We start from the raw sequence: 25,767 nt of genomic DNA, 5'->3' as shown, positions 1-25,767 counted from the left end.
GAGGGTATCGACTCACCACTCGACGGGGAGGCGGGAGGGCTTGCCGTCGGTCGGCTCGACGCCGTAGCGGCCGAGCACGTAGCCCATGATCCGGGAGAACACGGGACCGGCGATCGAGCCGCCGCCGCCGTCGACCTCCGGGGCGTGGACGACCACGTAGACGGTGAACCGGGCGTCGTCGGCGGGCGCGAAGCCGCCGAAGGAGACCGACGTGCTGCCGTCGTAGCAGCCGCAGTCCGCAGCGACCCGCTGGGCGGTGCCTGTCTTGCCGGCGACGAGGTAGCCGGGCACCTGGGCGCCGGGCGCCACCCCGTCCTCGGGGTCGACGACCTTCTCCATCATCCGCGCGGTCGCACGGGCGGCAGCCTTGCTGACCACCCGGGTGCGGGTGGCCACGTCGGTGCCGACGGTGACGCCGTCGTCGGTGACCGCGGAGCCGGCAATGAGGCTGGGCGAGACCCGGACGCCGCCGTTGGCGATGGTGTTCACCGCGGCGGCCATCTGGGCGACGTTGACCGACAGGGACTGGCCGAAGGCGACGCGGTCCTTGGTCTGCGACGTCATCGCCTCGCCGGGCGTCAGGATGCCGGCCGTCTCGCCCCGCACGCCGATGTCGGTGCGCTGGCCGAGGCCGAAGCGCTGGAGGTAGTCCACGAGCTCGATGGGCGAGAAGGCGTCGGCGGCGAGGACGGTGCCGATGTTGGACGACTGGGCGATGATCCCGGCCAGGGTCAGGCGGATGTTGCCGTGGTCGAACCAGTCACCGATGACGCGGTCCTGGCGGGCCAGGCTCGGGGGCACCTTGAACCGCTGCCGCGGGAACGCCTTCCCGGCGTCGATGAGGGCCGACGCGGTGAGGACCTTCTGCACCGACCCGGGCTCGTAGGTGTCGTTGAGCGCGCGGGACCCGAGGTCCTCCTCGGGCGCCTCGGTGGGCTCGTTGGCGTCGAAGGTGGGGACGTCGGCCAGCGCCAGCGTCTCGCCGGTGCGGGTGTCCAGGACGATCGCCGAGCCGCTCTCGGCGCGGTACTGCTGGACCGCCTGGGCCAGCACCTTCTGGGTGAACCACTGCAGGTCGCGGTCGATGGTGGTGCGCAGCGGGGCGCCGTTCTGCGCGGCCTTCAGCGTGCTCTCGCGCAGCGGGATGCGCACGCCCTTGCCGGAGTTGGACTGCCACGTCGCCTCGCCGTCGACGCCGGCGAGCTGCTCGTCGAAGGTGCGCTCGAACCCGCCCAGCGGCTCGTCGGTGCCCATGTAGCCGACCAGGTTGGCCGCGACGTCGCCGGCCGGGTAGTCACGGATCGGGTCGTCCTGCAGGCTGATGCCCTCGAAGCCGGCGTCGTCGAGCACCTCGAGGGTGTCGGTCGCGAGCGTGCTCGGCACCCGCCGGGCGACGTACTCGTAGCGGCTGCCCTCCTGGCGGCCGCGCAGCGCGGTCAGCGTGCGGAAGTAGTCGACGGAGAGCCGGTCGGACAGCAGCCGGGCCAGCTCGGGCGCCTGCGCGGCGGTGAGGGCCGGGTCGGCGACGACCATCTTGCCCTTGATCGAGCCGGCGAGCGGGACGCCGTTGCGGTCGAGGATGTCGCCGCGCTCGGCGGCCAGCGGGACCCGGACGGCCCCCTCGGCCGCGGCGCGGACGGCGTACGACTGGGGGTCCATGCCCTGCAGCTGCACCAGCCGCGCGCCGAAGAAGGAGAGGACCATCGCGATGAGGACGAACCCGACGCGCAGTCGCAGCATGGGTGCGCCGCGAGAGGCGCCACGCCTGGTGCGGGTGCTCGGCACTGGTCTCCCTGGGTCAGGGCCCGGGTGCGTCCCGGGCTCGGTCGAAATCTAGGTCGGCTGCCGCGCGGATCCGCGCGACCGCGCCGTCAGCGGTCGCGGTTCTTGCGACCCTGCTTGTTCTTGTTCGTGACGTCGGTCGTCTCGGTCGTGGTGGTCGTGTCCGTGGTGGTGGTCGTGGTGGCCGGCACCTCGACGATGGTCGGGTCCGGTGCGAGCACCTTGGGCTTGATGGGCGCCGGGGGCAGCAGCTGGATGGCGTTCTCCCGCGTCGCCGGCGTGCGCACGCCGCTCGTCTCCCCGGTCTCGAGGTCGAGGAAGACCGGCGCGGTCGGGATGACCATGCCCATCTGCTGGGCCTCCAGCGCCACCCGCTGGGGGTCGCGCAGCTCGTCGAGCTCCATGCGCAGCGTCTGCTCGCGGGCGGCCAGCGTGTCGGCCTGGTTCTCCAGCGCGGACGCCGTGAACGAGGCCTGCTGCATCGAGGTGTTGAACAGGAGCAGTCCCACGATCCCGCCGACGAGGACCAGGCTGACGAGGGTCACGAACGGCACCCGGGGGGCGCGCGTGCGCACCCGCGGGACGACGGTGAGGCGGGCCTTGTCGACAGCCTCCTGGGCGATCCGGGTGACCCGGGTCCTCGGCTGCAGTGCGGGACTGCTCATCTGACGGCTCCATGGGGAAGGTGGCGGGAGGCGGGGGAAGGGGGACGGACGCGCTCGACGGCGCGCAGGCGGACCGAGGCCGCCCGGGGGTTCTGCTCGACCTCGTGCACGTCGGCCTGCTCGGCGCCGCGGGTGACCAGCCGCAAGGCCGGCTCGGCGCCCTCGGGGACGAACGGGAGGTCGGGCGGCACGTCGAGCCGGGTCGCGTCGGCGAAGGCCCGCTTGACCAGGCGGTCCTCGAGGGAGTGGTAGGACTCCACGACCACCCGGCCGCCGACGCCGATGACCTCGATCGAGGCGGGGACGGCCCGCCGGAGCACGGCGAGCTCGTCGTTGACCGCCATCCGCAGGGCTTGGAAGGTCCGCTTGGCGGGGTGCCCACCGGTGCGCCGGGCGGGGGCCGGGATGGTGGCGTAGAGCAGCTCGACCAGGTCCGCGCTCGTCGCGAACGGCGTGGTGTCGCGTCGACGTACGACCTCGCGGGCGATCCTGCTGGCGAACTTCTCCTCGCCGTACTCGCGCAGGATGCGGGTCAGCTCCTGGGCGGTGGCCGTGTTGAGCAGGTCCGCGGCCGTGGGTCCCGTGGTGGGGTCCATCCGCATGTCCAGCGGGGCGTCCTCGGCGTAGGCGAAGCCGCGCTCGCGCACGTCGAGCTGCATCGAGGAGACCCCGAGGTCGAAGAACACCGCGTCGACGTGGTCGAGCCCGAGGGAGGCGACCACCTCCGGGAGCTCGTCGTAGACGGCGTGCACTGCGGTGAAGCGGTCACCGTGGGCCGCGAGCCGCTCGGTCGACATCTCCAGCGCCGTCGGGTCGCGGTCGATGCCGATGACCCGGGCCTCGGGGAGCCGCTCGAGCACGGCCGCGCTGTGGCCGCCGAGGCCGAGCGTGCAGTCGACGTAGACCGACCCGGGGTGCTCGAGGGCAGGCGCCAGCAGGGCGACGACCCGGTCGAGGAGCACCGGGGCGTGGCGGGGAGTCGTCATCGTCCGGCCCGGCTCAGCCCTGGTGTCCCAGGTGCATGAGCACGAGGAGCGCCAGCGCCAGGCAGGAGGCCGTGGCGGCGGAGAACGCGATGAGGACGGCCGCCGCGCGCGCCTGGTCGCGCACCCGCAGCGGCGGTGCCGCCGACGTGCGTGCCCAGGGCTGGGTGGTGCTCATGGTCTCGACCCCACTCAAAGGTGCTGGTTGGTGCTGGATGCTGCTGGCTGCTGCTGGCTGGTGCTGGGTTTGTTGCCGGGGTGCTGCTGGTGATGGCGGTGCGGCTGACACTCCCCGCCGGGTGGCACGAGGTGAGCCGCCGCACCAGGTCCCTGCCCGCTCCCTGGCATGAGGTGCCCTCTGGTGCCGGGGAAGTGCCCCAGATGGCCACGCGAGGGAGCGGGCTCGAGACCTGGTGATGCGGGTCCGATGTCAGCTGTGGAGTTGTGGTGCGGGTCCTGCTCAGATCCCGGGGAAGACCTCGTCGCTGAGCTCGGAGAACTTCTGCTCCTGCTCCTCGGAGTAGGCCGCCCAGGCTGCGGGGTCCCAGATCTCGATCCGGTTCATCGAGCCGATGACGACGCACTCCTTGCGGAGCGAGGCGTACTCGCGCAGGGGTGCCGGGATGTTGATCCGGCCCTGCTTGTCGGGCACCTCCTGGCTGGCGGCCGCGAACAGCATGCGGACGTAGTCACGGGTGCCCTTCTGGGTGACCGGCGCCTCGCGGAGCCGGTCGGTGAGCCGGCCGAAGTCCTCCAGCGACCAGACGGTGAGGCAGCGCTCCTGCCCCCTGGTCACCACGAGTCCCTCCGTCAGCTCGTCCCTGAACTTGGCGGGGAGGAAGAGGCGTCCCTTCTCGTCGAGCTTGGGCGTGTAGGTGCCGAAGAACATCCGGCACCTCCCCCTTGCTCGGCGGGAAGATCGACCCTGTCCCCCACTTCGCACCACAGTACTCCACTTCGCTCCACCGTCAACCAGATCGAGCGTGTCTCCGGCGGCAATTTGCGCGTTGTCGGGTCGGACGCGTCGGTCCGTCGCTGCCCGACGGCAGCCCTCGTCGAGCGTGGAACCGCCCCGATCCACGCTCAGCAGGGCCGTGGTGGAGCGCCGGTGGGGAGGAAGGGCACCCGGTGGTGGAGCGAAGTGGGGGAACGGGGCGCAGGGGCAGCTCGGCCGGCGGTCGGAAGGCGCTGCCGGGCGAGGGTGGCCCGGTATGTTGCGCGCACCACATACCGTGGTCACGAGCATGCAGCGAGGGGACGGACACAACGTGACGACTGGGCTTTCCGGGCAGGCGCCCGACCTGGACACCGTGCACCGGGTCACCGGCGCGGTCCGCCACAACATCGAGCGCGTGATCGCCGGCAAGCCCGACGTGGTCAACGCCGCGCTCGTCGTCCTGCTCGCGGAGGGCCACCTGCTCATCGAGGACGTCCCCGGCGTCGGCAAGACCCAGCTGAGCAAGGCCCTGGCGCGCAGCATCGACTGCTCCGTGCGCCGGATCCAGTTCACCCCCGACCTGCTGCCCTCCGACGTCACGGGCGTGTCGGTGTTCAACCAGGACACCCGGGAGTTCGAGTTCCGCCCCGGCGGCGTCTTCGCCAACATCGTGGTCGGCGACGAGATCAACCGGGCCTCCCCCAAGACGCAGTCCGCCCTCCTCGAGGCCATGGAGGAGCGCCAGGTCACGGTCGACAACGCGACCTACATGCTCGAGAAGCCGTTCATGGTCATCGCCACCCAGAACCCCATCGAGATGGAGGGCACCTACGCCCTCCCCGAGGCCCAGCGCGACCGCTTCATGGCGCGGGTCTCGGTCGGCTACCCGGTGGAGTCCGCCGAGATCGCGATGCTCGAGGGCCACACCGCCCACAACCCGCTCGACGACCTCGAGCCGGTCACCGACGCCGGCGAGATCCGCAAGGTGATCGAGATCGTCGGCCGGGTCCACGTCTCGTCCGCGGTGCACCGCTACGCCGTCGCGCTGACGACCGCCACCCGCACGAGCAACGACCTGCACCTCGGCGCGTCGCCGCGGGCCACGCTCCACCTCGTCCGCGCCGCCAAGGCGGTCGCCGCGACGCAGGGCCGCGACTACGTCCTGCCCGACGACATCCACGGCATCACCTCGCCGGTCCTCGCCCACCGGCTGCTGCCCAACGTCGAGGCGACGATGAGCGGCCGCACCACCGCGGCGATCCTGTCCGGGCTGGTGGAGTCGGTCCCCGTCCCCGACGCGAACCGTGCGTGAGGCACTCGCCGCCCTGACCGTCCGCGGACGGGCGTTCCTGGCCGCCGGCATCACCACCGTGGTGGCCGCGATCGTCGTCGGCCACTCCTCGGTGGTCCGTATCGGCGTGCTGGTCGCGGTGCTGCCGCTGCTGACGGCGTGGTGGGTGGGGCGCTCGCGCTACCGCCTCGCGCTCGTGCGCACGCTCTCCCCCCAGCTCGTGGTGGCCGGCCAGCCGGCGACGGTCGAGCTGACGGTCGCCAACGAGTCACGCACCCCGACCGGCGTCCTCCTGCTCGAGGAGCGACTGCCCTACGTCCTCGGCACGCGGCCCCGCTTCGTGCTCGAGGGGCTCGGCCACGGCTGGCGCCGCCACGCGACCTACCAGGTCCGCTCCGAGCTGCGCGGGCAGTTCGAGATCGGCCCGATGGCGGTGCGCGTCACCGACCCGTTCGGCCTCGTCGAGCTCGGTCGTACGTTCCACGCGACCACGCGGCTGACGGTGACGCCGCGCACCATCGCGCTGCCGAGCATCCCGCTGGGCGGCGCGTGGACCGGGTCCGGCGACAACCGTCCGCGCGCGTTCGCCACCGGCAGTGCCGAGGACGTCACCGTGCGCGAGTACCGCCGTGGCGACGACCTGCGGCGCGTCCACTGGCGCAGCTCGGCCCGGCTCGGCGAGCTCATGGTGCGCCGCGAGGAGCAGCCGTGGCAGTCGCGCGCCACCGTCTTCCTCGACAACCGCGGCACCTCGCACCGCGGCCAGGGTGCTGCGAGCTCCCTCGAGGGCGCGGTCTCCGCCGCCGCGTCGATCGCGGTGCACCTCGCGCACCACGGCTACACCGTCCGGCTGGTCACGGCCTCCGGCGACAGCCGCGAGACGCAGTGGCACTCGCAGGCGGCCGAGGCGAGCACCATCCCGCTCCTCGAGGCGCTGGCCGTGGTGCAGCTCGACCACTCCCCCGCACCCGACACGCAGTGGCTCGCCGAGCCCGGCAACGGCGGTCTGACCATCGGCGTCTTCGGCGGCCTGGGCGAGATGGACCTGCCGTTCCTGCGCCGGCTCCAGCACCACGCGTCCTCCAGCCTGGCGATCGCCCTCGACGTGGACGCGTGGGCGCCGCACCTGCCGGTGCAGCCCGGCCTCGGCGCGGCGTCCCACCTCACCGCGACCGGCTGGCGCTCGGTCACCCTCGGTCCCCGTGACCGCCTCGACACCGCCTGGCAGGAGCTCGGCATGATGCGGAGCCGGTCCACCGCCTCGACAGGAGTCGGACGATGAGGTCCTCCTGGAGCACGCTCCCCCACCAGCTCAGGGTGGCGGGCATCGCCATGCTGGCCGCCTGGGTGACGATCCTGTCGTGGCGCGTCCTGACCGCCGGCTTCGCCGAGGTGGGCTTCCCGCTGCTCTTCATCGGCGTCGTCCTCGCGGGCGGCGGCGCGTTGGCGAGGTGGAGCCGCCTGCCGGCCCCGGCCATCATCGGCGCGCAGCTCGTCGTGGGCGGCCTGCTGGTCCTCGGCACCACGACCGGCTCCCCGCTGCCGACGCCTGACAACGTCGACGCGTTCCGGGTGGCGCTCGGCGACGCGATGGAGACCTCGCGCAGCTACGCCGCGCCGGTCCAGCTCGGCGTCCCGCCCGTCCACCCGCTGCTGCTCGTCGGCGGCACGCTCGTGGTCCTCCTCGTCGACGTCATCGCCTGCACCCTGCGCCGCGCACCGGTGGCCGGGCTCGTGCTGCTGGCGGCGTACACCCTGCCGGTGGCGGTCACCGGCGAGGCCGTGTCGTGGTGGCTCTTCGCCGTCATCGCCGCGCTGTTCCTCACCCTCGTCTACATCCAGCACAGCGACCACGTCACCTCGTGGGGCCGCTCGCCCGAGGGCGAGAAGGCGTCGTTCTCCGTGCGCACCGGCGCCATCGGCAACACCGCCGTGGCCCTCGGCGCCGCCGCGATCGCGCTCGCCGTGGTGGTGCCGGCGGCCGTCCCCACGATGAGCATGAGCGTCTTCGACGGCAACGGCCCGGGCACCCGCGAGGTCGAGGTCAAGGACCCGATGGTCGACCTGCGCCGCGACCTGGCCCGCGGGGAGGACGTCCCGCTGCTGTGGGTCACCACCCCCGGCCCGCGGCCGACGTACCTCCGGATCTCGGTGCTCGCCCGGTTCAACGGCTCCACCTGGACCCCCGGCGACCGCGAGATCCCCGAGACGCAGACCGCCACCGGCTCGCTGCCGCCGCTCGACGGCGTCTCCAGCGACGTGGCGCGCCGGGAGTTCAAGTACGACGTCCGGGTCAGTCCGGACTTCAGCTCGGCCTGGCTCCCCACCACCGCGCAGGTCACCCGGATCGCGGCCGGCACCGACTGGCGCTACGACGTGAGCACCCGTGACTTCATCGGCGCACGCGACGACGTGACGACCGCCGACCGCACCTACGACTTCACCGGCGCCCAGCTGACCTACGACGCGCAGTCGATGAACGAGTCGGTCTCGGGCGCCGGGTCGGTGGCCGGCATCTTCACCGACGTGCCGACCAACCTCAACAACGAGATCCGCCGGCAGGCCGCCAGCCTGACCGCCGACGCCCCGACCCGGTTCCAGAAGGCCCAGGTGCTGCAGCAGTGGTTCCGCGAGGACGGCGGCTTCCGCTACGACCTCGGGCAGGTGGAGTCGGCCGGCGGCGGGGGTGCGGACCTGGCCCAGTTCCTCGACGACAAGGTCGGCTACTGCGAGCAGTTCGCCGCCGCCATGGCGATCATGGCGCGGGTCATCGGCATCCCCAGCCGGGTCGCGGTCGGGTTCCTCGAGCCGGAGAAGTCGACCAGCGGCTCGTGGGAGTTCTCCTCGCACGACCTGCACGCCTGGCCGGAGCTCTACTTCCCCGGGTCGGGCTGGGTGCGCTTCGAGCCCACCCCGCAGGCGCGCGCGACCGGCATCCCGGAGTACACCAGCGCCGAGTTCGAGGCCGTCACCGAGGCGCCGTCGCCGAGCGCGAGCAGCTCTACCGAGCTGCTCCCCGAGCGCGGCGAGTCGCCGAGCGCCGACTCGGAGTCGGCCGACGAGGACACCTCGTCGATCCCCTGGGTGCCGGTCCTGGCCGGCCTCCTCGGGCTCGGGCTGCTCGCCCTCGTCCTGCTGACCCCCCGGCTGGTCCGCGGCGCCCGCCGCCGTCGCCGGCTGGCCGGCGACATCGAGGACCTGTGGGTGGAGCTGGCCGACGTCGCACGAGACCTGGGCCACGCCTGGCCCGCGGGCCGCTCACCCCGCCGCGTCGGCGACTGGCTGGGCCGGCAGCTCGCCGCCCCTGCCTCCGACGGCCCGCGCCCCGATCGTCCGCGCCGCGGCCGCGACCAGGCGCCGGAGGCCGCCCACGCCCTCGACCGCCTCGTGGTGGCGCTCGAGCACAGCCGCTACGCCCGCGACCCGGAGACCTTCACCGCCGACCGGTTCGCCGGGGACGCGAGCCTCGTCGAGGAGTCGCTCGCGGCCGGTGTCCCGCCCCGTGACGTACGACGTGCCGCCTGGTGGCCCGCGTCGGTCGTCGGACGGCGTACGTCCTGGCGCCGACCGGGGCGTCCGCCCCGCTCGAGCCGGACCCGCACCGCGACGCCGGACGGCGAGACCACGCGGACGGTCGACGAGCTCGTCGGCTGATCACGCGGGGACGCGGGCGTGTCCCCGGCGCGGCGGTGGCTGAGCCAGGTTCCGTCAGCGCCGGATGTGGCTGGCGCACCGCTCCCTTGGGGACGTGGGTCGTCGCGTCTCGGCAGCACGCGGCGAGACGCGGCTCGGACGGTGGAGCAACGACACCCTCCCGCGGACCGGTGCGGTCCCGCGGGTCAGTGCGGCGGGTGGGTCAGAGGCCGCGCTCGCGGCGGCGGCGCCACCGCTCCTCCATGCGCTCCATGAAGGGGCTGCCGGAGCGCTGGCGGCTCGGGCGGTGCGGACGACCACCGTCGACGACGCCGAGGCCGGACTTGCCGGAGGCACGCACCTTGGGCACCGAGTGCCCCGGGCTGCGGGCGGAGGTCAGCGCGAGGATCGCGCCACCCAGCATCACCACGAAGCCGAGCACGCCGACCACGGTCTGGAGGACGGCGGTGAGGTCGAGCAGGACCGCGACGATGAGCAGGCCGATGCCGACGAGGAGGATGGCGCCGCCCAGGATCATGCGGCGACGAGCCATGCGTTGGAACGACGTGCCACGCAAGGTGGAGGCGAGCTTCGGGTCCTCTTCGACGAGGGCGCGTTCCATCTGCTCGAGCAGTCGCAGTTCTTCCTCGGAGAGCTCCACGGTTCCTCCTCACCTCTTCACTTGCAAGTCTAGGCACGCCGGTGCACCAAGGGTAGGCGTCATGGTGAAAATTCACCCTCACGCAGGGTCCGCAGGCGGGACGGATGTCCAAGGTTGGTCCCAGGACCGGTCGCCGGCCGGTCACATCAGGCTCCCGGGCCGGACCGCCGCCGACCCGAACCGCCTCGTCGCCCGGTCCACCGCGCGGTCGGCCTCGGGCCACCCGCGCTCAGGCTCGCCCAGCACGAGCTGATGGTGGACCGTGTCGCGCGGCACCAGGCCCTCGACGCGCACGCCGACCAGGCGGAGCCGCGCGCGCTGGAGGCCGAGCGCGTCGTAGAGCCGTGTCACCGTGCGGTGGATCTCCACGGTCACGTCGGTGGCCTCGGGCATCGTGCGCGACCGGGTGATCGTCGTGAAGTCGGCGAAGCGCACCTTGAGCGTGATCGTGCGGCCGGCCACCCCGGCGGCACGCATCCGCCCGCCCACCTTGGCGGACAGCCGCAGCAGCTCCCGCACGACGAACTCGCGGTCGTCGGTGTCGCGGGCGAACGTCTCGTCGGCGCCCATCGACCGTTCGGGCTCGTGGTCCCCGGCCCGCGGCACGAGCTCGCTGCGATCGGTGCCCCACGCGAGGTGGTGGAGCTCGCGACCGAGGTGCGCCCCGACCGCACGCTGGAGGGTGCGCAGCGGGGTGTGCGCCACGTCGCCGACGGTGAGCAGGCCGAACCGGTGGAGCAGCGCCTGGGTCTTCTCCCCCACCCCGTAGAGCTCACCGACGTCGAGGGGGTGCAGGAAGGACGTGACCTCGGCGGGCGGGACCACGACCACGCCGTCGGGCTTGGCCCGGCGGCTGGCCAGCTTGGCCACCGACACCGACGCGGCCACGCCGACCGAGCAGGTGATGCCTTGCTCGTCGTGGATGGTCGAGCGCAGCTGCTCGGCGATCTGCCGCGGCGGGCCGAGGCGGCGTGTGGACCCGCGCACGTCGAGGAACGCCTCGTCCAGCGACATCGCCTCGACGACCGGCGTGACCTCGCGGAACGTCTCCATCACCGACGCCGAGACGCTGGTGAAGGTGGCGTAGTCGGGAGCGAGCACCACCACGTGCGGGCAGAGCCGGCGGACGCGGGTCATCGGCAGCGCCGAGCGGATGCCGTAGTGGCGCGCGACGTAGTTGGCGGCCAGCACCACGCCGCGCCCGCTGCCGCCCACCACCACGGGCTCGTCGACGAGGTCGGGACGCTCGCGCAGCGCCACGGACGCGTAGAACGCGTCCATGTCGACGTGGAGGATCGGGGTGTCGGTCACCGGCCGCCGCCCGGGAGTGCGGCGGCACGCGGGGCGCTCCGGCGGACGCGTGGAGGGACCTGCGACCGGTCAGCGACCGGCGAGGACGTGCAGCTGCGTCGCGAGGGGGAGGTATTCCGGGCGGGTGGCGACGGCGCGCTCGAGCTCGAGGAGGGCAGCCGTCGCACCGGGCTCGACGTCGAGGAGGCTGCCGGGCACCAGGTCGGCGAACACCCGGACCGCCTGCACGGACGCCGGCTGCAGGCCGGCCGCGGCGAGCAGGTCGACCACGTCGTCGTGGGTGAAGCGGCGCCCGCCCCGGTGCCCGGACCCGGCCGCCGGGCCTGCGTCGAGCAGCTCGCGGGCGGCCTGGAAGTGTCCGGCCATGGCGCGCGCCACCACGGCGGCGTGACGCTGGGCCACCAGCAGGCTGAGGTGACCACCGGGACGCAGCACCGCGGCGATCGAGGAGAGGGAGGCGGCGGGGTCGTCGACCATCTCCAGGACGCCGTGGCACAGGACGAGGTCGGCCTCGTCGACGAGGTCGCCCAGGTCGGACAGGTCGCCCTGCTGGCCGGTGACGCGGTCGGCCACCCCGCGCTCGCGGGCCCGGCGGTCGAGGGCCGCGAGGGCGTCGGGACTGGGGTCGATGACCTGGACGGTGTGGCCGAGCTCGGCGAGGGGCACCGCGAAACCGCCCGTGCCGCCGCCGATGTCGACGATCCGGACCGGCTCGCCGGGAGTGCCGTCGTCCAGCAGGCGGCGTACGCCCTCCCACACCACGCCGGTGCGGACGGACTGGCGGCGGTCGCTCGCGGAGGGCTGTGCCATGCGGGCAACCCTAGTGGTGCAGCCGTGGGGGGGCCGCTCATCCCGGGCTCCCCGGGCTGCGGTGCCACAGCTTGCGCGCGACGTCGCGGGCGTCGTCGCCGGCGGGCCTGACGTCGGCGTAGGGCGAGAGCTGGAAGCCGCTGGTGTGCACGAGGACCCGGCGCCGGGCCGGCTCGTGGTCGTCCTGCGCCAGCGCCTCGGGGACGCGGGCCAGCTCGGCGCGCACCAGCCCGACGCCCTCCTCGTCGGTGCGACCGCGCTGCCACAGCGCGTGCAGGACCGGCAGCTCCCACGCGCCGGTGGCGCGCACCGAGACACCGCGGCGTCCCGTGCGCCGCAGCTCACCGCGCACCAGCAGCAGCCAGGACGAGAACACGGTGGTGGCGTAGGGGCCCTGCGCGTCCTCGAAGAAGGTGGCGTCGACCGGTCCGGTGCCGTCGTCGAGGGTCAGGAACACCACCCGGCGACCGGACCTGATCGGCGGGGTCTGGGTGGCGACCTTCACCCCCGCCACCAGCAGCTCGGCACGGCTGCGGCGGCGCAGCAGGTCGCGGCTGCGGGTCACCCCGAGCGCGTCGAGGAACGGGTCGTAGGCGGCGACGGCGTGCTGGCTGACGTCGAGGCCGAGGATCTCCAGCTCGGCCCGCATCCGCTCCACGGTCGTCATCTCGGGCAGCCCCGTCGGCTGCTCCCCCGGCTCGCCCGGCTCGTCGCCCAGCCGGAGCGTGAGCTGCACCGAGTCCGCCGCGACCACCGGCCGGGCAGCCCGCGACTGGGCCGCCGCGCGGGCCCAGACCCCGCCGTCGGCGAGGGCGTGCCGCTCGACGGGCCCCGACGCCGCCCGAACGGCGGGGTCGGAGCTGTTGCGCGCTGCCGCGTCCACCGCCGCGGTGGTGGCCGGGAGGGGCGTACGACGGGTGGCCGGTGCGCGACCGCGGGCCCGCGAGGCGCGGTCGATCGAGCGGGCGTGGAGGTCGAGCTCGGCGACCTGGAGCAGCAGGTCGCGCCGGGTCACCCGGCCGCGCCGGGTGACGGCCTGCTCCCCCGACCCGATGCCGTAGACCCCGTCGAACCCGCCCGCCAGCACCAGCCGCTCGAGGATCGGCCGGGACACCCGTGCGCGGTGGAAGAAGTCGGACAGGGAGACGTAGGGGGCGCCGTCGCGGGCCTCCACGATGCGGGCGACCTCCGACTCGCTGATGCCCTTGACGTCGGTGAGGGAGAGCCGGATCGCGTGCCCGCCCCCGGCGGTCGCGCCGGCGCTGGCGTTGGCCCCGACCTCGTCCTCGTCGCCCTGGTCCTCGTGGCCCTCGTCCTCGTCACGCTCGACGACGTAGGTGGACGCGCTCGAGTTGACGTCGAGGCCACGGACGCCGACACCGAACTGGCGGGCGTCGTCGAGGATGAGCCGCTTGGGATACATGCCGGGGTCGTGGGTCAGCACACCGGCCAGGAAGTGGGCCGGCCAGTGGGCCTTGAGCCACGCCGACTGGTAGGTCGGGAGCGCGAAGGCGGCGGCGTGGGCCTTGCAGAACCCGAACGACGCGAAGGCCTTCAGCACCTTCCAGATCTCCTCGACCAGCGACACGTCGTAGCCCCGGGCCAGCGCACGGGGACCGAACCATGCCCTGGTCGCGGCCATCCCGTCGGGATCGCCGAGCGCACGGCGCTTCTCGTCGGCCTCGGCGAAGGAGACGCCGCCGAACCGGGCGATGATCTCGATGACCTGCTCGTGGAACACCACCACGCCACGGGTCGGACCGAGGATGGGCCGCAGGTCGTCGTGGAGGTAGTGGGCGGTCCGCCACCCCTGCTTGACCTCGAGGTAGGGGGTGATCATGTCGCTCTTGACCGGCCCCGGACGGAACAGCGAGATGTCGGTGATGATGTCGTCGAAGCTCTCGATGCCGGACTTGCCGACGAGCTCGCGCTGGCCGGGCGACTCGATCTGGAAGACGCCGAGGGTCCGCGCCGTGCTGATCATGTCGAAGGTCGACGAGTCGTCGAAGGGCACCACCACCTCGTCGTCGAGGTCGATGCGGACGCCGTCGACCCGCTCCACCTCCGCGACCGCGTGCGCCATCGCCGACTGCATCCGGATGCCGAGGACGTCGAGCTTGAGCAGGCCGAGCTCCTCGACGTCGTCCTTGTCGAACTGGCTCATCGGGAAGCCGGCCCAGGACGCCTCGACCGGCGTGCGGTCGAGCAGCGTCGCGTCGGACAGCAGCACGCCGCAGGGGTGGACCGCGATGTGCCGCGGCAGGCCGTCGAGGCGCTCGACGAGGCCGAAGAAGCGGTCGAGGCCGCCGTCGGCGAGGCCGCTGACCCGCAGCTCGGGGAGGTCGCGCAGCGCCATCCGGGCGTCGCGGGCGCGGATGTGGGGGAACGCCTTGGCGATGGCGTCGATCTCGCCCGGCGGCATCCCGAGCGCGGCGCCGACGTCGCGGACGGCGTGGCGGACGCGGTAGGTGTCCATCATCGACACGCACACGCACCGCTCGCCACCGAACCGGTCGAGGATCGCGCGGTAGACCTCCTCGCGCCGGGCGGACTCCACGTCGATGTCGATGTCGGGCAGCGAGGCGCGCAGCGGCGACAGGAACCTCTCCATCAGCAGGCCGTGGCGGATCGGGTCGACGCCGGAGATGCCGAGCAGGTAGTTGACGAGGCTCCCGGCACCCGAGCCGCGCGCCGCCCGCCGCACACCCATCTCGCCGATCAGGTCGGTGACGTCGGCGACGGTGAGGAAGTAGGAGGCGTAGCCCAGCGTGCGGATGGTCTCGAGCTCCTGGTCGAGCCTCGTCCAGATCCGCATCCTCGGCGCGTCGCCGTAGCGCGCGCCGACCGCCGACTCGCAGCGCTGGCGGAGCGCGACGTCGGCGGACGGTGCCGTCGTGTCGGACAGCGCGAGCTCGGGGAAGTGCACCTCACCCAGGCCGAGGTCGGTGCGCGGGTCGAGCGCGCACCTGTCGGCGACCGCTCGGGTCCGCGCGAGCAGCCGCCGGGCCTCCCCGTCACTGTCGTGCCCGAGCCCGGCGAGCCGGCACACCTCCTCGGCGACCTCGTGCATCTGCTTGCCGGACTTGAGGAAGCCCTCGGCGTTGCCCCGGCCGGCGTCGGGGCCGATGTCGCGCAGGCTGGCCGAGCCGAGGGGGACGAGCCGGCGGGCGGCGTCGAGGACGTCGACGGTCGGGGCGTCGAGCCGGTCGGCGTAGCGCACGGCGTTGGTCAGCACCGTGGTGAGGCCGGCGGTGCGGGCGATGCCGGCCATCCGGGCCGCGTGGGGGGACGAGCCCGGTCCCCACGCTCCCTGCCGGCCACCGAGCCGGTGGGAGACGAGCTCGACGACGAGGTTCTCCCGGGCGACGACCTCGAGCCAGGGAGCGAGCGCGGCGAGCCCGAGGTCGTCACGGCGCCGGGTCGCGGCGACTCCCAGCTCCGAGGACGGACCCAGCAGGACGAGCACGTCACCGCCGGCGAGGTGGGGAGCCAGCACGTCGAGGGTGGCGACCGGACGGCCGCGCTCCCCCGACAGGTGCACCGCGGAGACCATCCGGCAGAGCGCGGACCAGCCGGCCCGCCCGCTGGCGAGGAACGTCACCCGGGCGCTGCCACCCTGCTGGGAGGAGGGGTCGCGCAGCGCGCCGCCACGCACGGGCGTACGCCGCGGGGCCGGTCGACCCGCGCCTGCGGGACCGGGGCGGGTCGGCGCGACCGCGAGGTCGACACCCAGCACCGGGCGGATGCCGGCCGACTCGGCGGCGCGGACGAACTTCACCGCGCCGTAGGTGCCGTCGCGGTCGGTGAGCGCGAGCGTGTCCATCTCCTGCTCCGCGGCCCGCTCCACCAGGACGTGCGGGTGCGAGGCGCCGTACTGGAGGGAGTAGCCGGAAGCGACGTGGAGGTGGACGAACGGGTCAGGCGACACTGGCGTGCGGCACCAGGCCCAGCGCCTGCTCGACCACCGCCAGGAACCGGTCGGAGTCGCGGACCAGGTCGTCGGCCTCGCGCTCGGTGACGGCGCGCGTGGACCCGGCCTCGGCGGCGGCCCGCTTGGCGGCGCCGGCGGCGAAGAAGCTCGCCCACTCGGACAGCTCAGGAGCGACCTCGGCCAGCAGCACCCACGCGTTCTTCTGCCGCCGACCGCGCGGTGCCGGCCGGGCACGCGCCGCGAGCAGCGCCGCCGCGGCGCACAGCGCCGCGACGTGGGCGCAGGCGTAGCGGGTGGGCACGTCGCGTGCGGTGATCGCGTCGTGCAGCGAGGTCGCCGACCGCTGCAGGTAGTGGTGGGCGGTGGCCGGGAGCAGGTGGGGAGTCATCACGTCGCTCCCCTCAGTCCAGGCAGCCGACGAGCTGCCAGCGCCCGTCGGTCCAGTCGAAGGACAGGTCGAAGACGCCGTAGGTCTCCTGCTCGCCGCGGCCGGCCTCCACCCGCCAGAGCTCGCGCTCGGCCACCAGGTCGGCCACCGGGTCGGCCACCGGGTCGGCCACCGCACCGTCGTCGGCCCGCCCCTGCCACCACGGGCCGGTCTCCACCCAGTGGGCGACGATCGCCCGCACCTTCCACAACCGCCCGCGCCACAGGAACTGGTCGGGGTCCTCCGCCTCGCCTCGTCGCACCTCGACGGGGTCGTCGTACTGCCTCATCGCGCCTCCTCGACACATCCGTCGACCCCGGGGTTGACCCGGGCGGAGGTGGGGGTCGAGGTCACCGCCACCCGGGTCGCATCGAACACGTGTTCGAACAACCAGAACGGTACTACCCCCCACCGACAACGCGTCAAGGCCCGTCCACCGATCCGGCGGACGCGGCGCCGATCGGTCAGTCGTCGCGCAGGTGGGACGTGGTCTCGCGCTGCCAGAGGAAGAAGACCAGGGCGAGGCCCTCGACGATGACCAGCGCGGAGAGCACCACGAAGATCACCGGCAGGTGCGCGTCGAGGCAGACGGCGCCGACGAGGACGCCGACGCCGGCGGTGGCGGCGAGGACCGGCCGGGTCCAGGCGTGCCCGCCGAGGAAGAACGAGCCGAGGACCAGCGCGAGCAGGGCGAAGCCGACGAACGCCACCACCGACAGCGCGACGAAGCCGGGCACGATCGGGCTCTCGCGCAGCTGCTCGATCCCACCCTGGGCGAGGATGTCCTGGGCCGACGGGTTGCCCTCCGCCCAGCCGAGGACCACCTCGTCGCGCATCCACCAGATCAGCAGGGTGATCACGCCGGAGGTGGCCACGATCAGGCCCAGCGCTCGCACGCTGTTGAGCACAGGTCCGGGCAGGTCGCGCGCCATCTGATGTCCCCCTGGGCAGTCGTCGTCGTCGCTAGGCTCGCATCATGTCGATCGAGCACGCATCCGTCGCCTCATTCCGAGGCGAGCTCTCCCGGCGCGGCGGCACCGGTGACGTGGTCATCCTGCCCGACAGCGCCCACACCGCGGCACTCGCCGCGGCGGCCCTCGGCTGCGAGGTCGGCGCCATCGCCAACAGCCTCCTCTTCGACGCCGACGGCGAGCCGGTGCTGATCCTCACCTCGGGCGCCCACCGCGTGGACACCGGGGCGGTCGCGGCGCGCATCGGCGTGGGTCGCCTCAGGAGGGCCGACCCCGACTTCGTGCGCCGCCACACCGGCCAGGTGATCGGCGGCGTCTCCCCCATCGACCACCCCGCCCCGATCCGCACGTGGATCGACCCGTGGCTGCGACAGCACGACGTGGTGTGGGCGGCGGCCGGGCACCCGGCGGCCGTGTTCTCCTCGACCTACGACGAGCTGGTCGCGATGACGGGCGCCGTCGAGGTCGAGGTGGAGCCCGAGGTGCAGTCCGAGGTCGACGAGCCGTGACGTCGGACGAGGCTGGCAGGATCGACGCGTGGACGCCCTCGCACTGACCTTCTCCAGCGGGTGGGCGAGCGGCATCAACGCCTACCTCGTCGTCCTGGTGCTGGGCCTCGCCGACCGCTTCGGCACCGTCGCAGACATCCCCGACGTGCTGGGCCGGTGGGACGTCCTCGCCGTGGCCGGATTCCTCTTCACGATGGAGTTCGTCGCGGACAAGATCCCCTACATCGACTCGACGTGGGACGCGTTCTCCACCGCGATCCGACCCACCGCCGGTGCCGTGATCGGCATCCTGCTCGCCGGTGACGCGTCCTCGCTCGACCAGGCCGTGCTCGGCGTCGTCGGCGGCGGCACCGCGCTGCTCAGCCACCTCGCCAAGGCCGGCGGCCGGCTCGCGATCAACTCCTCCCCCGAGCCGGTGACCAACGTCGTCGCCAGCCTCACCGAGGACGCCGCCGTGCTCGGCGTCGTGTGGTTCTCCCTCGAGCACCCGCAGGCGGCCGCGGCCATCGCCGGGGTGCTGCTGCTCGTCGGGCTGGTCCTGCTGGTCGTCCTCACCCGACTGGTCCGACGGGGTTGGCGCCGGTGGAAGAGGAAGGACCCGGTGCACCCCACCGCCTGACCGCGACCGGGTCCTAGGGTTCCCCCGTGGCTCGTGTCGTGGTGATCGGTGGCGGCTTCGGCGGCATGGCCGCCGCGGCCCGGCTCGCCAAGCTCGGCCACGAGGTCACCCTCCTCGAGCGCTCGGCCCGGCTCGGTGGCGCCCTGACGACCCTCGAGGTCGACGGCTTCGCGTGGGACGCCGGACCGAGCAGCACGCTGCTCCCGGCCGTCGTTCGCGACCTCTTCCGCAAGTCCGGGCGTCCGCTCGAGCGCGAGGTCGACCTCCAGCCGCTCGACCCGGTGCGCGAGCACCGGTTCGCCGACGGGTCGTCCGTGCGGCTGCCCGGCGGGTCGCGCGCGGCGCAGCTCGCGGCGTTCGAGCAGCTGGGACCGGGCCTCGGACAGCAGTGGGTCGACCACGTCGCGTCGTACGGCGAGACGTGGGAGCTGCTGCGCAAGGAGTGGTTCGAGCGCCCCTTCGACGACGACGTCGCACCACGCGAGCTGATCGCCCTGCTCGACCGCCGCGAGTCCCTGCACAAGAGGCTCCGTCGGGCGTTCCGCGACGAGCGGCTGCGGTTGGTGGCGGGGCACCGGCTGGTGATGGACGGCCACGCGCTGCGCGACGTGCCCGTCCTCGCCGGCGTCGACGTCTACCTCGAGCAGCGGTTCGGCGCGTGGACCGTGCCCGGTGGGCTCGCCGCGCTGGGCACGGCCATGGCCGACCGGCTCGCGCTCCGCGGCGTCACCGTGCTCACCGGCACGGACGCGACCGACCTGGTCGTGCGCGCGGGCCGGGTCGCCGCGGTGCGGACCCGGCAGGACGGGGTCCGGGCGGAGGTCGACGCCGACCACGCGGTCGTCGCGATCGACCCGCGACGGCTCCCGGCGCTCGCGCCCTACGTCCGGCGCACGACGCCGGCCATGCCTCCCGCGGTCAGCCACGTCGGGCTCGACGGCGACGTGCCCGACCTGCCCCACGAGGTCGTCCTGCACGGCGACCCGCTCCTCGTGGTCCGGACCGGCGGGCGCGCGCCCGCCGGCGGTGCCGCCTGGACGGTGCTGGCCCGCGGCACGGTCACCGAGGACGTGCTGACCGGGCTCGCCCGCCACGGCCTCGACGTCCGCGAGCGGGTCGTCGCGCGCGTCGACCGCAGCCCGGACGAGCTCGTGGAGGCCTGGGGCGGTTCGCCGTACGGCATGCTGTGGCAGGGGCCGCGGACCGCCCGCACCCGACTGGGACCACGCACGCCGATCGCAGGCGTGCTGGCCGCGGGCGCCCACGCGACGACGGGCTCGGGGCTGCCGTTCGCCGGGCTCAGCGCGGCCCTCGTCGCCGACCTGGTGGGGCGCGCCTGAGTCAGTGGGCGAGCTCCCACACCACGGTCACCGTCGTCGTCACCGTCGCCTCGCCGGGCTCGAGGCCGCCCGCCTGGTCGCGGGCCAGCGCCAGCTTCGCCACCGGGGACGGCCCGTGGCCGCCGTCGGCCTCGACGATCGTCTGCACCGCCCCGAGCCCGGCGCCGGCCATCCGGGCGAGCTGGGCGGCGCGGTCGCGCGCGTCGTGGAACGCCGCCTCGCGGGCCTTGGCCCCGGCACCGTGGTCCTCGGTGACCTCGAGGCCCACGCTGTCGATCGCGAGCCGGTCACCGACCTCGTCGGCGAGCGCAGCCAGCATCGCGCCCGCGGCGGCGAGGTCGGCGCACGCGATGGCGTAGGAGTGGCGCGCCTCGAAGCCGGCCTCGCGGCCCTCGTGGTCGCGGGCCGGCCAGACGGTGATGCCGGTCGAGGCGGTCCGTCGCACGTCGGTGTGCCGCAGGGCGACCTCGACCACCGACGCGGCGGCGGCCGTCATGACCGAGAAGGCCTCCGCGACGCCGCTGCCACGCCCGACCGCCGCGAGCCGGACGACCGCGGAGTCCGGAGCGACGCTGGCGGTGCCGGTCCCGGTCACGGTGACGGTCTGCATGCCCTCACCGTAGTGGGCCCGGCGGGACCGGCCGGTCAGGCGGTGATGCAGAGGTTGGCGAAGATCTCCCGCGTCGCCCTCGAGCGGTTGAGCGTGTAGAAGTGCAGGCCCGGTGCGCCCGCGTCGAGCAGCGCCTCGCACAGCTCGGTCGCGATGGCGATGCCCTCGGTGCGCAGCCGCTGCGGGTCGTCGGCGAGCGGCGCCAGCCGGTCGGCGACCTCCTGCGGGAGCTGGCGACGCGAGAGCTCGACCATCCGCTCCATCGAGCGGAGGTTGAGGATCGGCATGATGCCCGGGATGATCGGCAGGTCCGCGCCGACCGCCCGCGCCCGCTCGACCAGCCCGACGTAGTCGGAGGCGCGGAGCACCATCTCGGTCACGGCGAACTCGGCGCCCGCGTCGTACTTGGCCTTGAGCACCCGTGCGTCCGCGTCAAGGTCCGCGGCGTCGACGTGGCCCTCCGGGAAGGCCGCGACGCCGATCCGCATGTCGGGGCGCCGGCGGATCAGCGCGACCAGCTCGTCGGCGTACGTCAGGCCGCCCTCGGTCGGGGTCCACGGCGTCCCCGGGCCGCCCGGCGGGTCGCCGCGCAGCGCCATCACGTGCCGTACGCCGGCCTCGCTGAGCTCGTCGAGGATGGCGCCGATCTCGTCGGTGGTGTGGCCCACGCAGGTCAGGTGCGCCACTGGCAGCATGCTCGTCTCCCGGGCGATGCGCTCGGTGATCGCGACCGTGCGGTCGCGCGTGGTGCCGCCGGCGCCGTAGGTCACCGAGACGAACGTCGGCCCGAAGGGCTCGAGCTCGGTGATCGCCTGCCACAGCTGCTGCTCCCCCGCCTCGTCCTTGGGCGGGAAGAACTCGAAGGAGAAGGACCTGTCGCCACGCTCCAGGAGCTCGCGCATGCTCAGGTCCCGTCCGTGCGTCATGCGCAACAGCCTACGGACGACCGGAATGCGTCGGGCACCTGTCCCACTGTCTAGGCTGCTCGCGTGACGACCTGGGACCCCGCCGCCTTCCGCGACCAGGTCCAGCAGGTGCTCGACGACTTCCTCGCCGCGCGCGAGGCCGAGCTCGCGCCCCTCGGGCCCGACGCCGGCCGGCTCGTCGCGGAGGCCCGCACCGCGGTCCGTGGCGGCAAGCGGTTCCGGGCGTCGTTCTGCCACTGGGGCTACCGGGCGATCCGGCCGGAGGTCGCCGACCCGGCCGCCCTCGCCCGCGCGTGCGCCTCGCTGGAGGTGCTGCACGCCAGCGCCCTGGTGCACGACGACTACATGGACGCCTCCGACACCCGGCGCGGCCGCCCCGCCACCCACCGGACCTTCGAGGCCGAGCACCGGGCGGCGGGCTGGCGCGGCGCCCCCGAGCAGTACGGCGCCGCGGCGGCCATCCTGCTCGGCGACCTCCTCCTCGGCTGGGCCGGCGACATGCTGCGCGGCAGCGGCTTCGGCACCCAGGAGACGGCGGCCGGCCTCGCCCTGTTCGAGCAGTGCCGCAGCGAGGTGATCGCGGGTCAGTTCCTCGACGTGTCCGTGCAGGCGCGCGGGCGCGCCGACGTCGACACCGCCATGACGGTGCTGCGCTACAAGTCCGCGAAGTACTCCATCGAGCGTCCTCTCCACATCGGGGCGGGGCTCGCCGGCGCCACGGCCGACCAGATCGAGCAGCTCACCCGCTTCGGACTGCCCCTCGGCGAGGCCTTCCAGCTCCGTGACGACCTGCTCGGGGTCTTCGGCGACCCCGAGGAGACCGGCAAGCCGGCCGGCGACGACCTGGTGGAGGGCAAGCGGACGGTCCTCGTCGCGCTCGCCCTCGACGCGGCCCCGCCGGCCGCCGCCCGTCGCCTCGACGGCGCACTCGGTACGCCGCTCGGCCCCGCCGACGTCGACGAGCTGCGCGGCATCATCGAGGACTCGGGCGCCCGCGCCCAGGTCGAGGACGTCATCGGGGCGCTCGCCGACCGTGCGGTGGCTGCCCTGCAGCCGGCCGACGTCGACGACCACGCCCGCGTCGTGCTGACCGAGCTCGCCGCCGCCGCCACGCAGCGGACGCTCTGACCGCTGCCCGTCCCGGGCCGCGGGGGTGGCGGCCCTCAGTCCAGGCTGGGGACCCCGGGCACGACCGGGCCCTCGCCGCGCAGCAGCACCGCGAAGGGGATGCCGCGATCGGCGTGGACCCGGGAGCCGAGCACGCTGAGCGCGATGCTGAAGGCCTTCTCGTCCGAGCGAGCCAGGGTGGCCCACCCGTCCCAGAGCAGCACCACGCCGTCGTGACCGGTGCCGACGTCGTGGAGGCAGTCGGCGAGCGCGTCGAAGTTCTGGCCGTAGTGGTCCGGGAAGTCGAGCGCCTCCCCGACGGCGGCGAGGAACGCCGGCTTGGTGTCGGCGCCGGTCCAGCCGTCGACGTGCCCGAACCCCCAGCCGGCGTGCTCGACGGTGTGGCGGACGTCCTCGGGGTCGAAGGCGGCGTGCCACAGGTAGAGGTCAGGCGCCTCGCGCCCCGCGAGCAGCGCTGCCAGGCCGCTCACGGCGAGCCTGCGATGCGCGAGAAGGACCGGTAGTGGTCGGCGGTCCAGTAGAGCTCGCCGCCCTGACCGGCCACGATGCGTCGGGCGCCGCGGTCTGACGAGCCGGGCGTGGGCACGGTGAACTCGCGGTAGTAGCCCCGCGCCCGGTCGGGCAGCAGCTCCTCGCGGTTCTCGAACGTCACCCCGTCGCGGTCCTCGGGGAACGGTGGCCCGTCCGCGATCGCCTCGACGGTGCGAGCCGCCTCGGGCGGCAGGTCGTCGAGCCGCACCACCGGGAGGCCGCTCCCGGGGTCGGTACCTCCCGACGCGGACGGCGGTGGGGTCGCCGGGAAGTTCGTGGAGTCCCTCGTGGGGGTGGCGGTCACCTCGTGGGTCGGTGAGGAGAAGTCCGGCTCCGAGGCCCGCTCCGACGTCGCGTCCTCCGCGCCCGCTCCCGAGTCGGTGCCGTCCCGGTCGGCGGGGATGAACATCGACACCAGCAGGATGGCCGCGGCGACCAGCAGCACCAGCCACCGGTAGCGCCGCCGTCCCGCCGACGCGGCCATCAGTACTCCAGCACCTGCGCGCGCCGCTTGACCTCGCTGCCGCGGTTCTCTCGCAGCGCGTCGATCGGGCGGCCGGGGAGGTCGTCGTCGGTGAAGAGCCAGGCGATGCACTCACGGTCGTCGAACCGGTGGTCGTGCAGCAGGGTCAGCAGCCCCGGCAGGCCCTTGACCACGAGGCCGTCGTGGATGAACTCGGCCGGCACGCGCGGCCCGGCGCCGGGCCAGGGGACGGCGGCGGCCAGCTCGTGCTCGCGGATCATGGTGCGGACCTTGCCGGGCGTCACGCCGAGCAGCTGGGCGACCTCGCTCCAGTCGAGCCACTCCGGCACGAGGGCCGCCAGGTCACGGTCGGCCAGGGGTACGTCACTCATGCGCGAAGCCTAGGTGAGGCGGCCCGGGAGGCGGGAGTTGTGGGCGCGGCGGGCGCCGCCTAGCGTGTGGCGGATGCACCCCTTCCGCTCCGTGCTCGCCGCGGCCCTGGTCGGCCTGATGGCGCTCACGCTCTCCCCCGTCGCCTCCCCCGCGTCGGCCGACCACCACAACGGCGCCGCACCGGGTCCCATCCACGCCGGCAACACCTTCGGCTGGTACCAGCACGGGGTGTTCCGCCAAGAGTTCATCGGCCCCAAGCCGGGCTACTGGAAGAAGTCCGGCCGCGGGATCGTACGGACGCAGAACGGCATGCTCACCCTGATGACCACCCGCAAGGGCAGCGTCGCGGCCACGCTCGACCTCCCCGGCCACACCTACGGCCGCTGGGAGATCCGGATGCGCGCGCGCCGCATGGACAAGACGCAGGGCGGCAAGGACTACAAGGTGGTCACCGAGCTGGTCCCGGCCGGCAGCCGCGACCAGCACTGCGGCGGGCGCGACATCGGGGTCCAGAACTTCACGGTGGGCACCAACACGGTGAAGTCCTACGTCCACACGCTGCCCAACAGCTCCTACCGCGGCTTCCACGGCCGCCATCTCAAGAACGACCGCTGGCACACCTACGCCGTCGAGGTCGCCGAGGACCACATCTCGTGGTTCGTCGACGCGCACGTCATCAACACCGAGCGCCGTCCCGAGGCCCTCGACCCGGTGCGCCGCCAGCTCAGGTTCGAGCTGCGTGCCCGCGACGGCGCCACGATGCACCCGGCCCGGATGCAGATGGACTGGATGCGCTACTGGACGATGCGTGCCCCCAACGAGCGCTCGATCAAGGCACCGCCGTTCGAGCTGAGCTCGTTCCCCGCCGCCTGCTGACCCGCCTGCTGACCCGCCTCCCGGCCCTCCGCCCGGGCAGCGCCCGACCCGCCCGGCCGGCGCCCGGACACGCCCGTGCGGAGCCGGGTCGGTAACGTCGAGTGCTCGTTCGCGCGCTTCCCTCCCGGGTCCCCGGACCCGGGCGCAGCGGACGAGCAAGGAGAGCAGCCGTGCCCCGACCCGACCGCACCCCGACCCGCAGGATCGCCCGGAGCCGCCCGGGCACGACCCTGGCGAACCTCGTGCTCGGCCTCGCGGTGACCTGTGGCTCGCTCGGGGTCGCCGCACCGGCCCGCGCGGACCACGACCGCCTGCCTGCCGGCCGCACCCCGGTCCCGTACGTCGTCCAGCCAGGCGACACCGCCTCCGGACTGGCCGTCAGGTTCCACGCGTGGACCCGAGAGATCCTCGCCCACAACCACCTCGGCAGCGCCGGGCGCATGCGGGTGGGGCAGGAGATCGTGATCCCGGTCGTGCGGACAAGCGGGTCGCCGGGTGACGACCGTGCCGACGCGGCGTGGCAGCACCCCGAGGGCGACCGGGAGAAGGTGCGCCGGGTGATCGCCGGGGCCGCACGCCGTCACGACGTCGACCCGCACCTGGCGCTGGCCGTGGCCTGGCAGGAGTCGGGGTGGCAGATGGACGTGGTGTCGCACGCGTGTGCGATCGGCGCCATGCAGGTCCTGGCCGCCACGGGTCGCTGGATGGAGCACTACGCCGGCAGGCCGCTCGACCTGCGCCGCCTCGGCGACAACGCGAAGGCCGGGGTCCTGCTGCTCCGCGTGCTCGCGACCCACACCGAGCGCCGCGCGCACACGATCGGCGCCTACTACCAGGGCCTCGGCGCGGTGCGCCGCCACGGCCTCTACGACGAGACCCGCACGTACGTCCGCAACGTCGAGGCCATCAAGCGCCGCCTCGAGGACGGCCGGCCACCTGCGTGAGCCTCCGCGCCGCGGCCCCGCTCGGC

General features: G+C 73.9%; 26 protein-coding genes. 9 read left to right on the top strand and 17 right to left on the bottom strand.

Translation table 11 applies throughout. The features are described 5' to 3' along the window. Positions 1-12: 12 nt before the first annotated feature. From HN031_RS19250 to mraZ, 5 genes are all read right to left on the bottom strand, one after another. On the bottom strand, positions 13-1,740 hold the full coding sequence (locus HN031_RS19250; protein WP_172274171.1) for a penicillin-binding protein 2: 1,728 nt from the start codon (positions 1,738-1,740) through the stop codon (positions 13-15). Between the two features lie 131 nt (positions 1,741-1,871). Further along, positions 1,872-2,447, bottom strand: a complete 576-nt coding sequence (locus HN031_RS19245) for a hypothetical protein (RefSeq protein ID WP_172274168.1) — start codon at positions 2,445-2,447, stop codon at positions 1,872-1,874. Further along, complete coding sequence (rsmH, locus tag HN031_RS19240) at positions 2,444-3,433, bottom strand: 16S rRNA (cytosine(1402)-N(4))-methyltransferase RsmH (protein WP_172274165.1); 990 nt, start codon at positions 3,431-3,433, stop codon at positions 2,444-2,446. Before rsmH ends, HN031_RS19245 begins: the two co-directional genes overlap by 4 nt. A gap of 13 nt (positions 3,434-3,446) precedes the next feature. Further along, positions 3,447-3,608, bottom strand: a complete 162-nt coding sequence (locus HN031_RS19235) for a hypothetical protein (RefSeq protein WP_172274162.1) — start codon at positions 3,606-3,608, stop codon at positions 3,447-3,449. Positions 3,609-3,890: 282 nt separating this feature from the next. Further along, a complete protein-coding gene (mraZ, locus tag HN031_RS19230; RefSeq protein ID WP_172274159.1) occupies positions 3,891-4,319 on the bottom strand; it encodes a division/cell wall cluster transcriptional repressor MraZ in 429 nt (142 codons plus the stop codon). A 379-nt stretch (positions 4,320-4,698) separates the two neighbouring features. Between mraZ and HN031_RS19225 the strand changes: the two genes are divergently transcribed. From HN031_RS19225 to HN031_RS19215, 3 genes are read left to right on the top strand one after another with little or no spacing between them, the layout of a single operon-like run. Continuing rightward, entirely contained in the window at positions 4,699-5,679 is a 981-nt protein-coding gene (locus HN031_RS19225; protein ID WP_322425459.1) for a MoxR family ATPase, read from the top strand. Next, on the top strand, positions 5,672-6,940 hold the full coding sequence (locus tag HN031_RS19220; RefSeq protein ID WP_172274153.1) for a DUF58 domain-containing protein: 1,269 nt from the start codon (positions 5,672-5,674) through the stop codon (positions 6,938-6,940). Before HN031_RS19225 ends, HN031_RS19220 begins: the two co-directional genes overlap by 8 nt. Continuing rightward, positions 6,937-9,312 carry a DUF3488 and transglutaminase-like domain-containing protein gene (locus tag HN031_RS19215; protein WP_172274150.1) on the top strand — a complete coding sequence of 792 codons (2,376 nt, stop codon included), beginning with the start codon at positions 6,937-6,939 and terminating at the stop codon, positions 9,310-9,312. The genes HN031_RS19220 and HN031_RS19215 overlap by 4 nt, the downstream gene beginning before the upstream one ends. Before the next feature lie 202 nt (positions 9,313-9,514). Here HN031_RS19215 and HN031_RS19210 read toward each other — a convergent pair whose 3' ends face one another. From HN031_RS19210 to HN031_RS19180, 7 genes are all read right to left on the bottom strand, one after another. Continuing rightward, entirely contained in the window at positions 9,515-9,952 is a 438-nt protein-coding gene (locus tag HN031_RS19210; RefSeq protein ID WP_172274147.1) for a DUF3040 domain-containing protein, read from the bottom strand. 141 nt (positions 9,953-10,093) lie between these two features. After that, complete coding sequence (gene dinB / locus HN031_RS19205; protein ID WP_322425462.1) at positions 10,094-11,263, bottom strand: DNA polymerase IV; 1,170 nt, start codon at positions 11,261-11,263, stop codon at positions 10,094-10,096. Positions 11,264-11,332: 69 nt separating this feature from the next. After that, positions 11,333-12,073, bottom strand: a complete 741-nt coding sequence (locus HN031_RS19200) for a methyltransferase (RefSeq protein ID WP_172274144.1) — start codon at positions 12,071-12,073, stop codon at positions 11,333-11,335. A 37-nt stretch (positions 12,074-12,110) separates the two neighbouring features. Continuing rightward, positions 12,111-16,001, bottom strand: coding sequence for a DNA polymerase III subunit alpha (locus HN031_RS19195; protein WP_172274141.1), 3,891 nt, complete (start codon positions 15,999-16,001; stop codon positions 12,111-12,113). Further along, positions 15,991-16,392, bottom strand: a complete 402-nt coding sequence (locus HN031_RS19190; protein ID WP_172275095.1) for an SAV_6107 family HEPN domain-containing protein — start codon at positions 16,390-16,392, stop codon at positions 15,991-15,993. Before HN031_RS19190 ends, HN031_RS19195 begins: the two co-directional genes overlap by 11 nt. Positions 16,393-16,405: 13 nt before the next feature. Continuing rightward, on the bottom strand, positions 16,406-16,720 hold the full coding sequence (locus HN031_RS19185) for a DUF6504 family protein (protein WP_216652631.1): 315 nt from the start codon (positions 16,718-16,720) through the stop codon (positions 16,406-16,408). A 175-nt stretch (positions 16,721-16,895) separates the two neighbouring features. Continuing rightward, on the bottom strand, positions 16,896-17,363 hold the full coding sequence (locus tag HN031_RS19180; RefSeq protein ID WP_172274135.1) for a hypothetical protein: 468 nt from the start codon (positions 17,361-17,363) through the stop codon (positions 16,896-16,898). A gap of 44 nt (positions 17,364-17,407) precedes the next feature. On the opposite strand from HN031_RS19180, the gene HN031_RS19175 reads away from it, so the two are divergent. Genes HN031_RS19175 through HN031_RS19165 form a run of 3 tightly spaced genes read left to right on the top strand, consistent with a single transcriptional unit; the run spans position 17,408 to position 19,870 of the window. After that, a complete protein-coding gene (locus tag HN031_RS19175) occupies positions 17,408-17,911 on the top strand; it encodes a YbaK/EbsC family protein (RefSeq protein ID WP_172274132.1) in 504 nt (167 codons plus the stop codon). Positions 17,912-17,939: 28 nt separating this feature from the next. After that, a complete protein-coding gene (locus HN031_RS19170; protein WP_172274129.1) occupies positions 17,940-18,530 on the top strand; it encodes a DUF4126 domain-containing protein in 591 nt (196 codons plus the stop codon). A gap of 26 nt (positions 18,531-18,556) precedes the next feature. Then, on the top strand, positions 18,557-19,870 hold the full coding sequence (locus tag HN031_RS19165; protein WP_172274126.1) for an NAD(P)/FAD-dependent oxidoreductase: 1,314 nt from the start codon (positions 18,557-18,559) through the stop codon (positions 19,868-19,870). Position 19,871: 1 nt separating this feature from the next. Here the strand turns inward: HN031_RS19165 and HN031_RS19160 are convergent, their stop codons facing one another. Together HN031_RS19160 and metF are read right to left on the bottom strand one after the other, a co-directional pair. Further along, the gene (locus HN031_RS19160) at positions 19,872-20,480 is read right to left on the bottom strand and encodes an SIMPL domain-containing protein (RefSeq protein WP_172274123.1); all 609 of its coding nucleotides are present in this window, start codon (positions 20,478-20,480) and stop codon (positions 19,872-19,874) included. Positions 20,481-20,515: 35 nt separating this feature from the next. Continuing rightward, positions 20,516-21,406 carry a methylenetetrahydrofolate reductase [NAD(P)H] gene (gene metF / locus HN031_RS19155; protein WP_172274120.1) on the bottom strand — a complete coding sequence of 297 codons (891 nt, stop codon included), beginning with the start codon at positions 21,404-21,406 and terminating at the stop codon, positions 20,516-20,518. Positions 21,407-21,469: 63 nt separating this feature from the next. Here metF and HN031_RS19150 point away from each other — a divergent pair, with 63 nt between their 5' ends. Then, entirely contained in the window at positions 21,470-22,534 is a 1,065-nt protein-coding gene (locus HN031_RS19150; protein ID WP_172274117.1) for a polyprenyl synthetase family protein, read from the top strand. A 35-nt stretch (positions 22,535-22,569) separates the two neighbouring features. On the opposite strand, the gene HN031_RS19145 is transcribed toward HN031_RS19150, so the two are convergent. From HN031_RS19145 to HN031_RS19135, 3 genes are read right to left on the bottom strand one after another with little or no spacing between them, the layout of a single operon-like run. Then, complete coding sequence (locus tag HN031_RS19145; protein ID WP_172274114.1) at positions 22,570-23,004, bottom strand: barstar family protein; 435 nt, start codon at positions 23,002-23,004, stop codon at positions 22,570-22,572. Then, positions 23,001-23,549, bottom strand: a complete 549-nt coding sequence (locus HN031_RS19140) for a ribonuclease domain-containing protein (RefSeq protein WP_253943610.1) — start codon at positions 23,547-23,549, stop codon at positions 23,001-23,003. Before HN031_RS19140 ends, HN031_RS19145 begins: the two co-directional genes overlap by 4 nt. Further along, positions 23,549-23,920 (bottom strand): helix-turn-helix domain-containing protein, encoded by a 372-nt coding sequence (locus tag HN031_RS19135; RefSeq protein ID WP_172274111.1) that lies wholly within the window; start codon positions 23,918-23,920, stop codon positions 23,549-23,551. The genes HN031_RS19140 and HN031_RS19135 overlap by 1 nt, the downstream gene beginning before the upstream one ends. Positions 23,921-23,993: 73 nt before the next feature. On the opposite strand from HN031_RS19135, the gene HN031_RS19130 reads away from it, so the two are divergent. After that, positions 23,994-24,797: a family 16 glycosylhydrolase gene (locus HN031_RS19130; RefSeq protein WP_172274108.1), complete on the top strand. Its 804-nt coding sequence runs from the start codon at positions 23,994-23,996 to the stop codon at positions 24,795-24,797. A gap of 170 nt (positions 24,798-24,967) precedes the next feature. Continuing rightward, the gene (locus HN031_RS19125; protein ID WP_172274106.1) at positions 24,968-25,741 is read left to right on the top strand and encodes a transglycosylase SLT domain-containing protein; all 774 of its coding nucleotides are present in this window, start codon (positions 24,968-24,970) and stop codon (positions 25,739-25,741) included. The last annotated feature ends 26 nt before the right edge of the window (positions 25,742-25,767 follow it).

This window comes from Nocardioides sp. zg-1308 (genome assembly GCF_013155375.1).
Taxonomy (GTDB): domain Bacteria; phylum Actinomycetota; class Actinomycetes; order Propionibacteriales; family Nocardioidaceae; genus Nocardioides; species Nocardioides renjunii.
This window is presented reverse-complemented; position numbering and strand designations above follow the sequence as displayed.

What these genes read in the sequence shown, in the direction of transcription:
- HN031_RS19250 (WP_172274171.1), bottom strand. Translation starts at nt 1,740, where the DNA reads ATGCTGCGACTGCGCGTCGGGTTCGTCCTCATCGCGATGGTCCTCTCC.
- HN031_RS19245 (WP_172274168.1), bottom strand. Translation starts at nt 2,447, where the DNA reads ATGAGCAGTCCCGCACTGCAGCCGAGGACCCGGGTCACCCGGATCGCC.
- rsmH (WP_172274165.1), bottom strand. Translation starts at nt 3,433, where the DNA reads ATGACGACTCCCCGCCACGCCCCGGTGCTCCTCGACCGGGTCGTCGCC.
- HN031_RS19235 (WP_172274162.1), bottom strand. Translation starts at nt 3,608, where the DNA reads ATGAGCACCACCCAGCCCTGGGCACGCACGTCGGCGGCACCGCCGCTG.
- mraZ (WP_172274159.1), bottom strand. Translation starts at nt 4,319, where the DNA reads ATGTTCTTCGGCACCTACACGCCCAAGCTCGACGAGAAGGGACGCCTC.
- HN031_RS19215 (WP_172274150.1), top strand. Translation starts at nt 6,937, where the DNA reads ATGAGGTCCTCCTGGAGCACGCTCCCCCACCAGCTCAGGGTGGCGGGC.
- HN031_RS19200 (WP_172274144.1), bottom strand. Translation starts at nt 12,073, where the DNA reads ATGGCACAGCCCTCCGCGAGCGACCGCCGCCAGTCCGTCCGCACCGGC.
- HN031_RS19190 (WP_172275095.1), bottom strand. Translation starts at nt 16,392, where the DNA reads ATGACTCCCCACCTGCTCCCGGCCACCGCCCACCACTACCTGCAGCGG.
- HN031_RS19185 (WP_216652631.1), bottom strand. Translation starts at nt 16,720, where the DNA reads ATGAGGCAGTACGACGACCCCGTCGAGGTGCGACGAGGCGAGGCGGAG.
- HN031_RS19180 (WP_172274135.1), bottom strand. Translation starts at nt 17,363, where the DNA reads ATGGCGCGCGACCTGCCCGGACCTGTGCTCAACAGCGTGCGAGCGCTG.
- HN031_RS19175 (WP_172274132.1), top strand. Translation starts at nt 17,408, where the DNA reads ATGTCGATCGAGCACGCATCCGTCGCCTCATTCCGAGGCGAGCTCTCC.
- HN031_RS19160 (WP_172274123.1), bottom strand. Translation starts at nt 20,480, where the DNA reads ATGCAGACCGTCACCGTGACCGGGACCGGCACCGCCAGCGTCGCTCCG.
- metF (WP_172274120.1), bottom strand. Translation starts at nt 21,406, where the DNA reads ATGACGCACGGACGGGACCTGAGCATGCGCGAGCTCCTGGAGCGTGGC.
- HN031_RS19140 (WP_253943610.1), bottom strand. Translation starts at nt 23,549, where the DNA reads ATGGCCGCGTCGGCGGGACGGCGGCGCTACCGGTGGCTGGTGCTGCTG.
- HN031_RS19135 (WP_172274111.1), bottom strand. Translation starts at nt 23,920, where the DNA reads ATGAGTGACGTACCCCTGGCCGACCGTGACCTGGCGGCCCTCGTGCCG.
- HN031_RS19130 (WP_172274108.1), top strand. Translation starts at nt 23,994, where the DNA reads ATGCACCCCTTCCGCTCCGTGCTCGCCGCGGCCCTGGTCGGCCTGATG.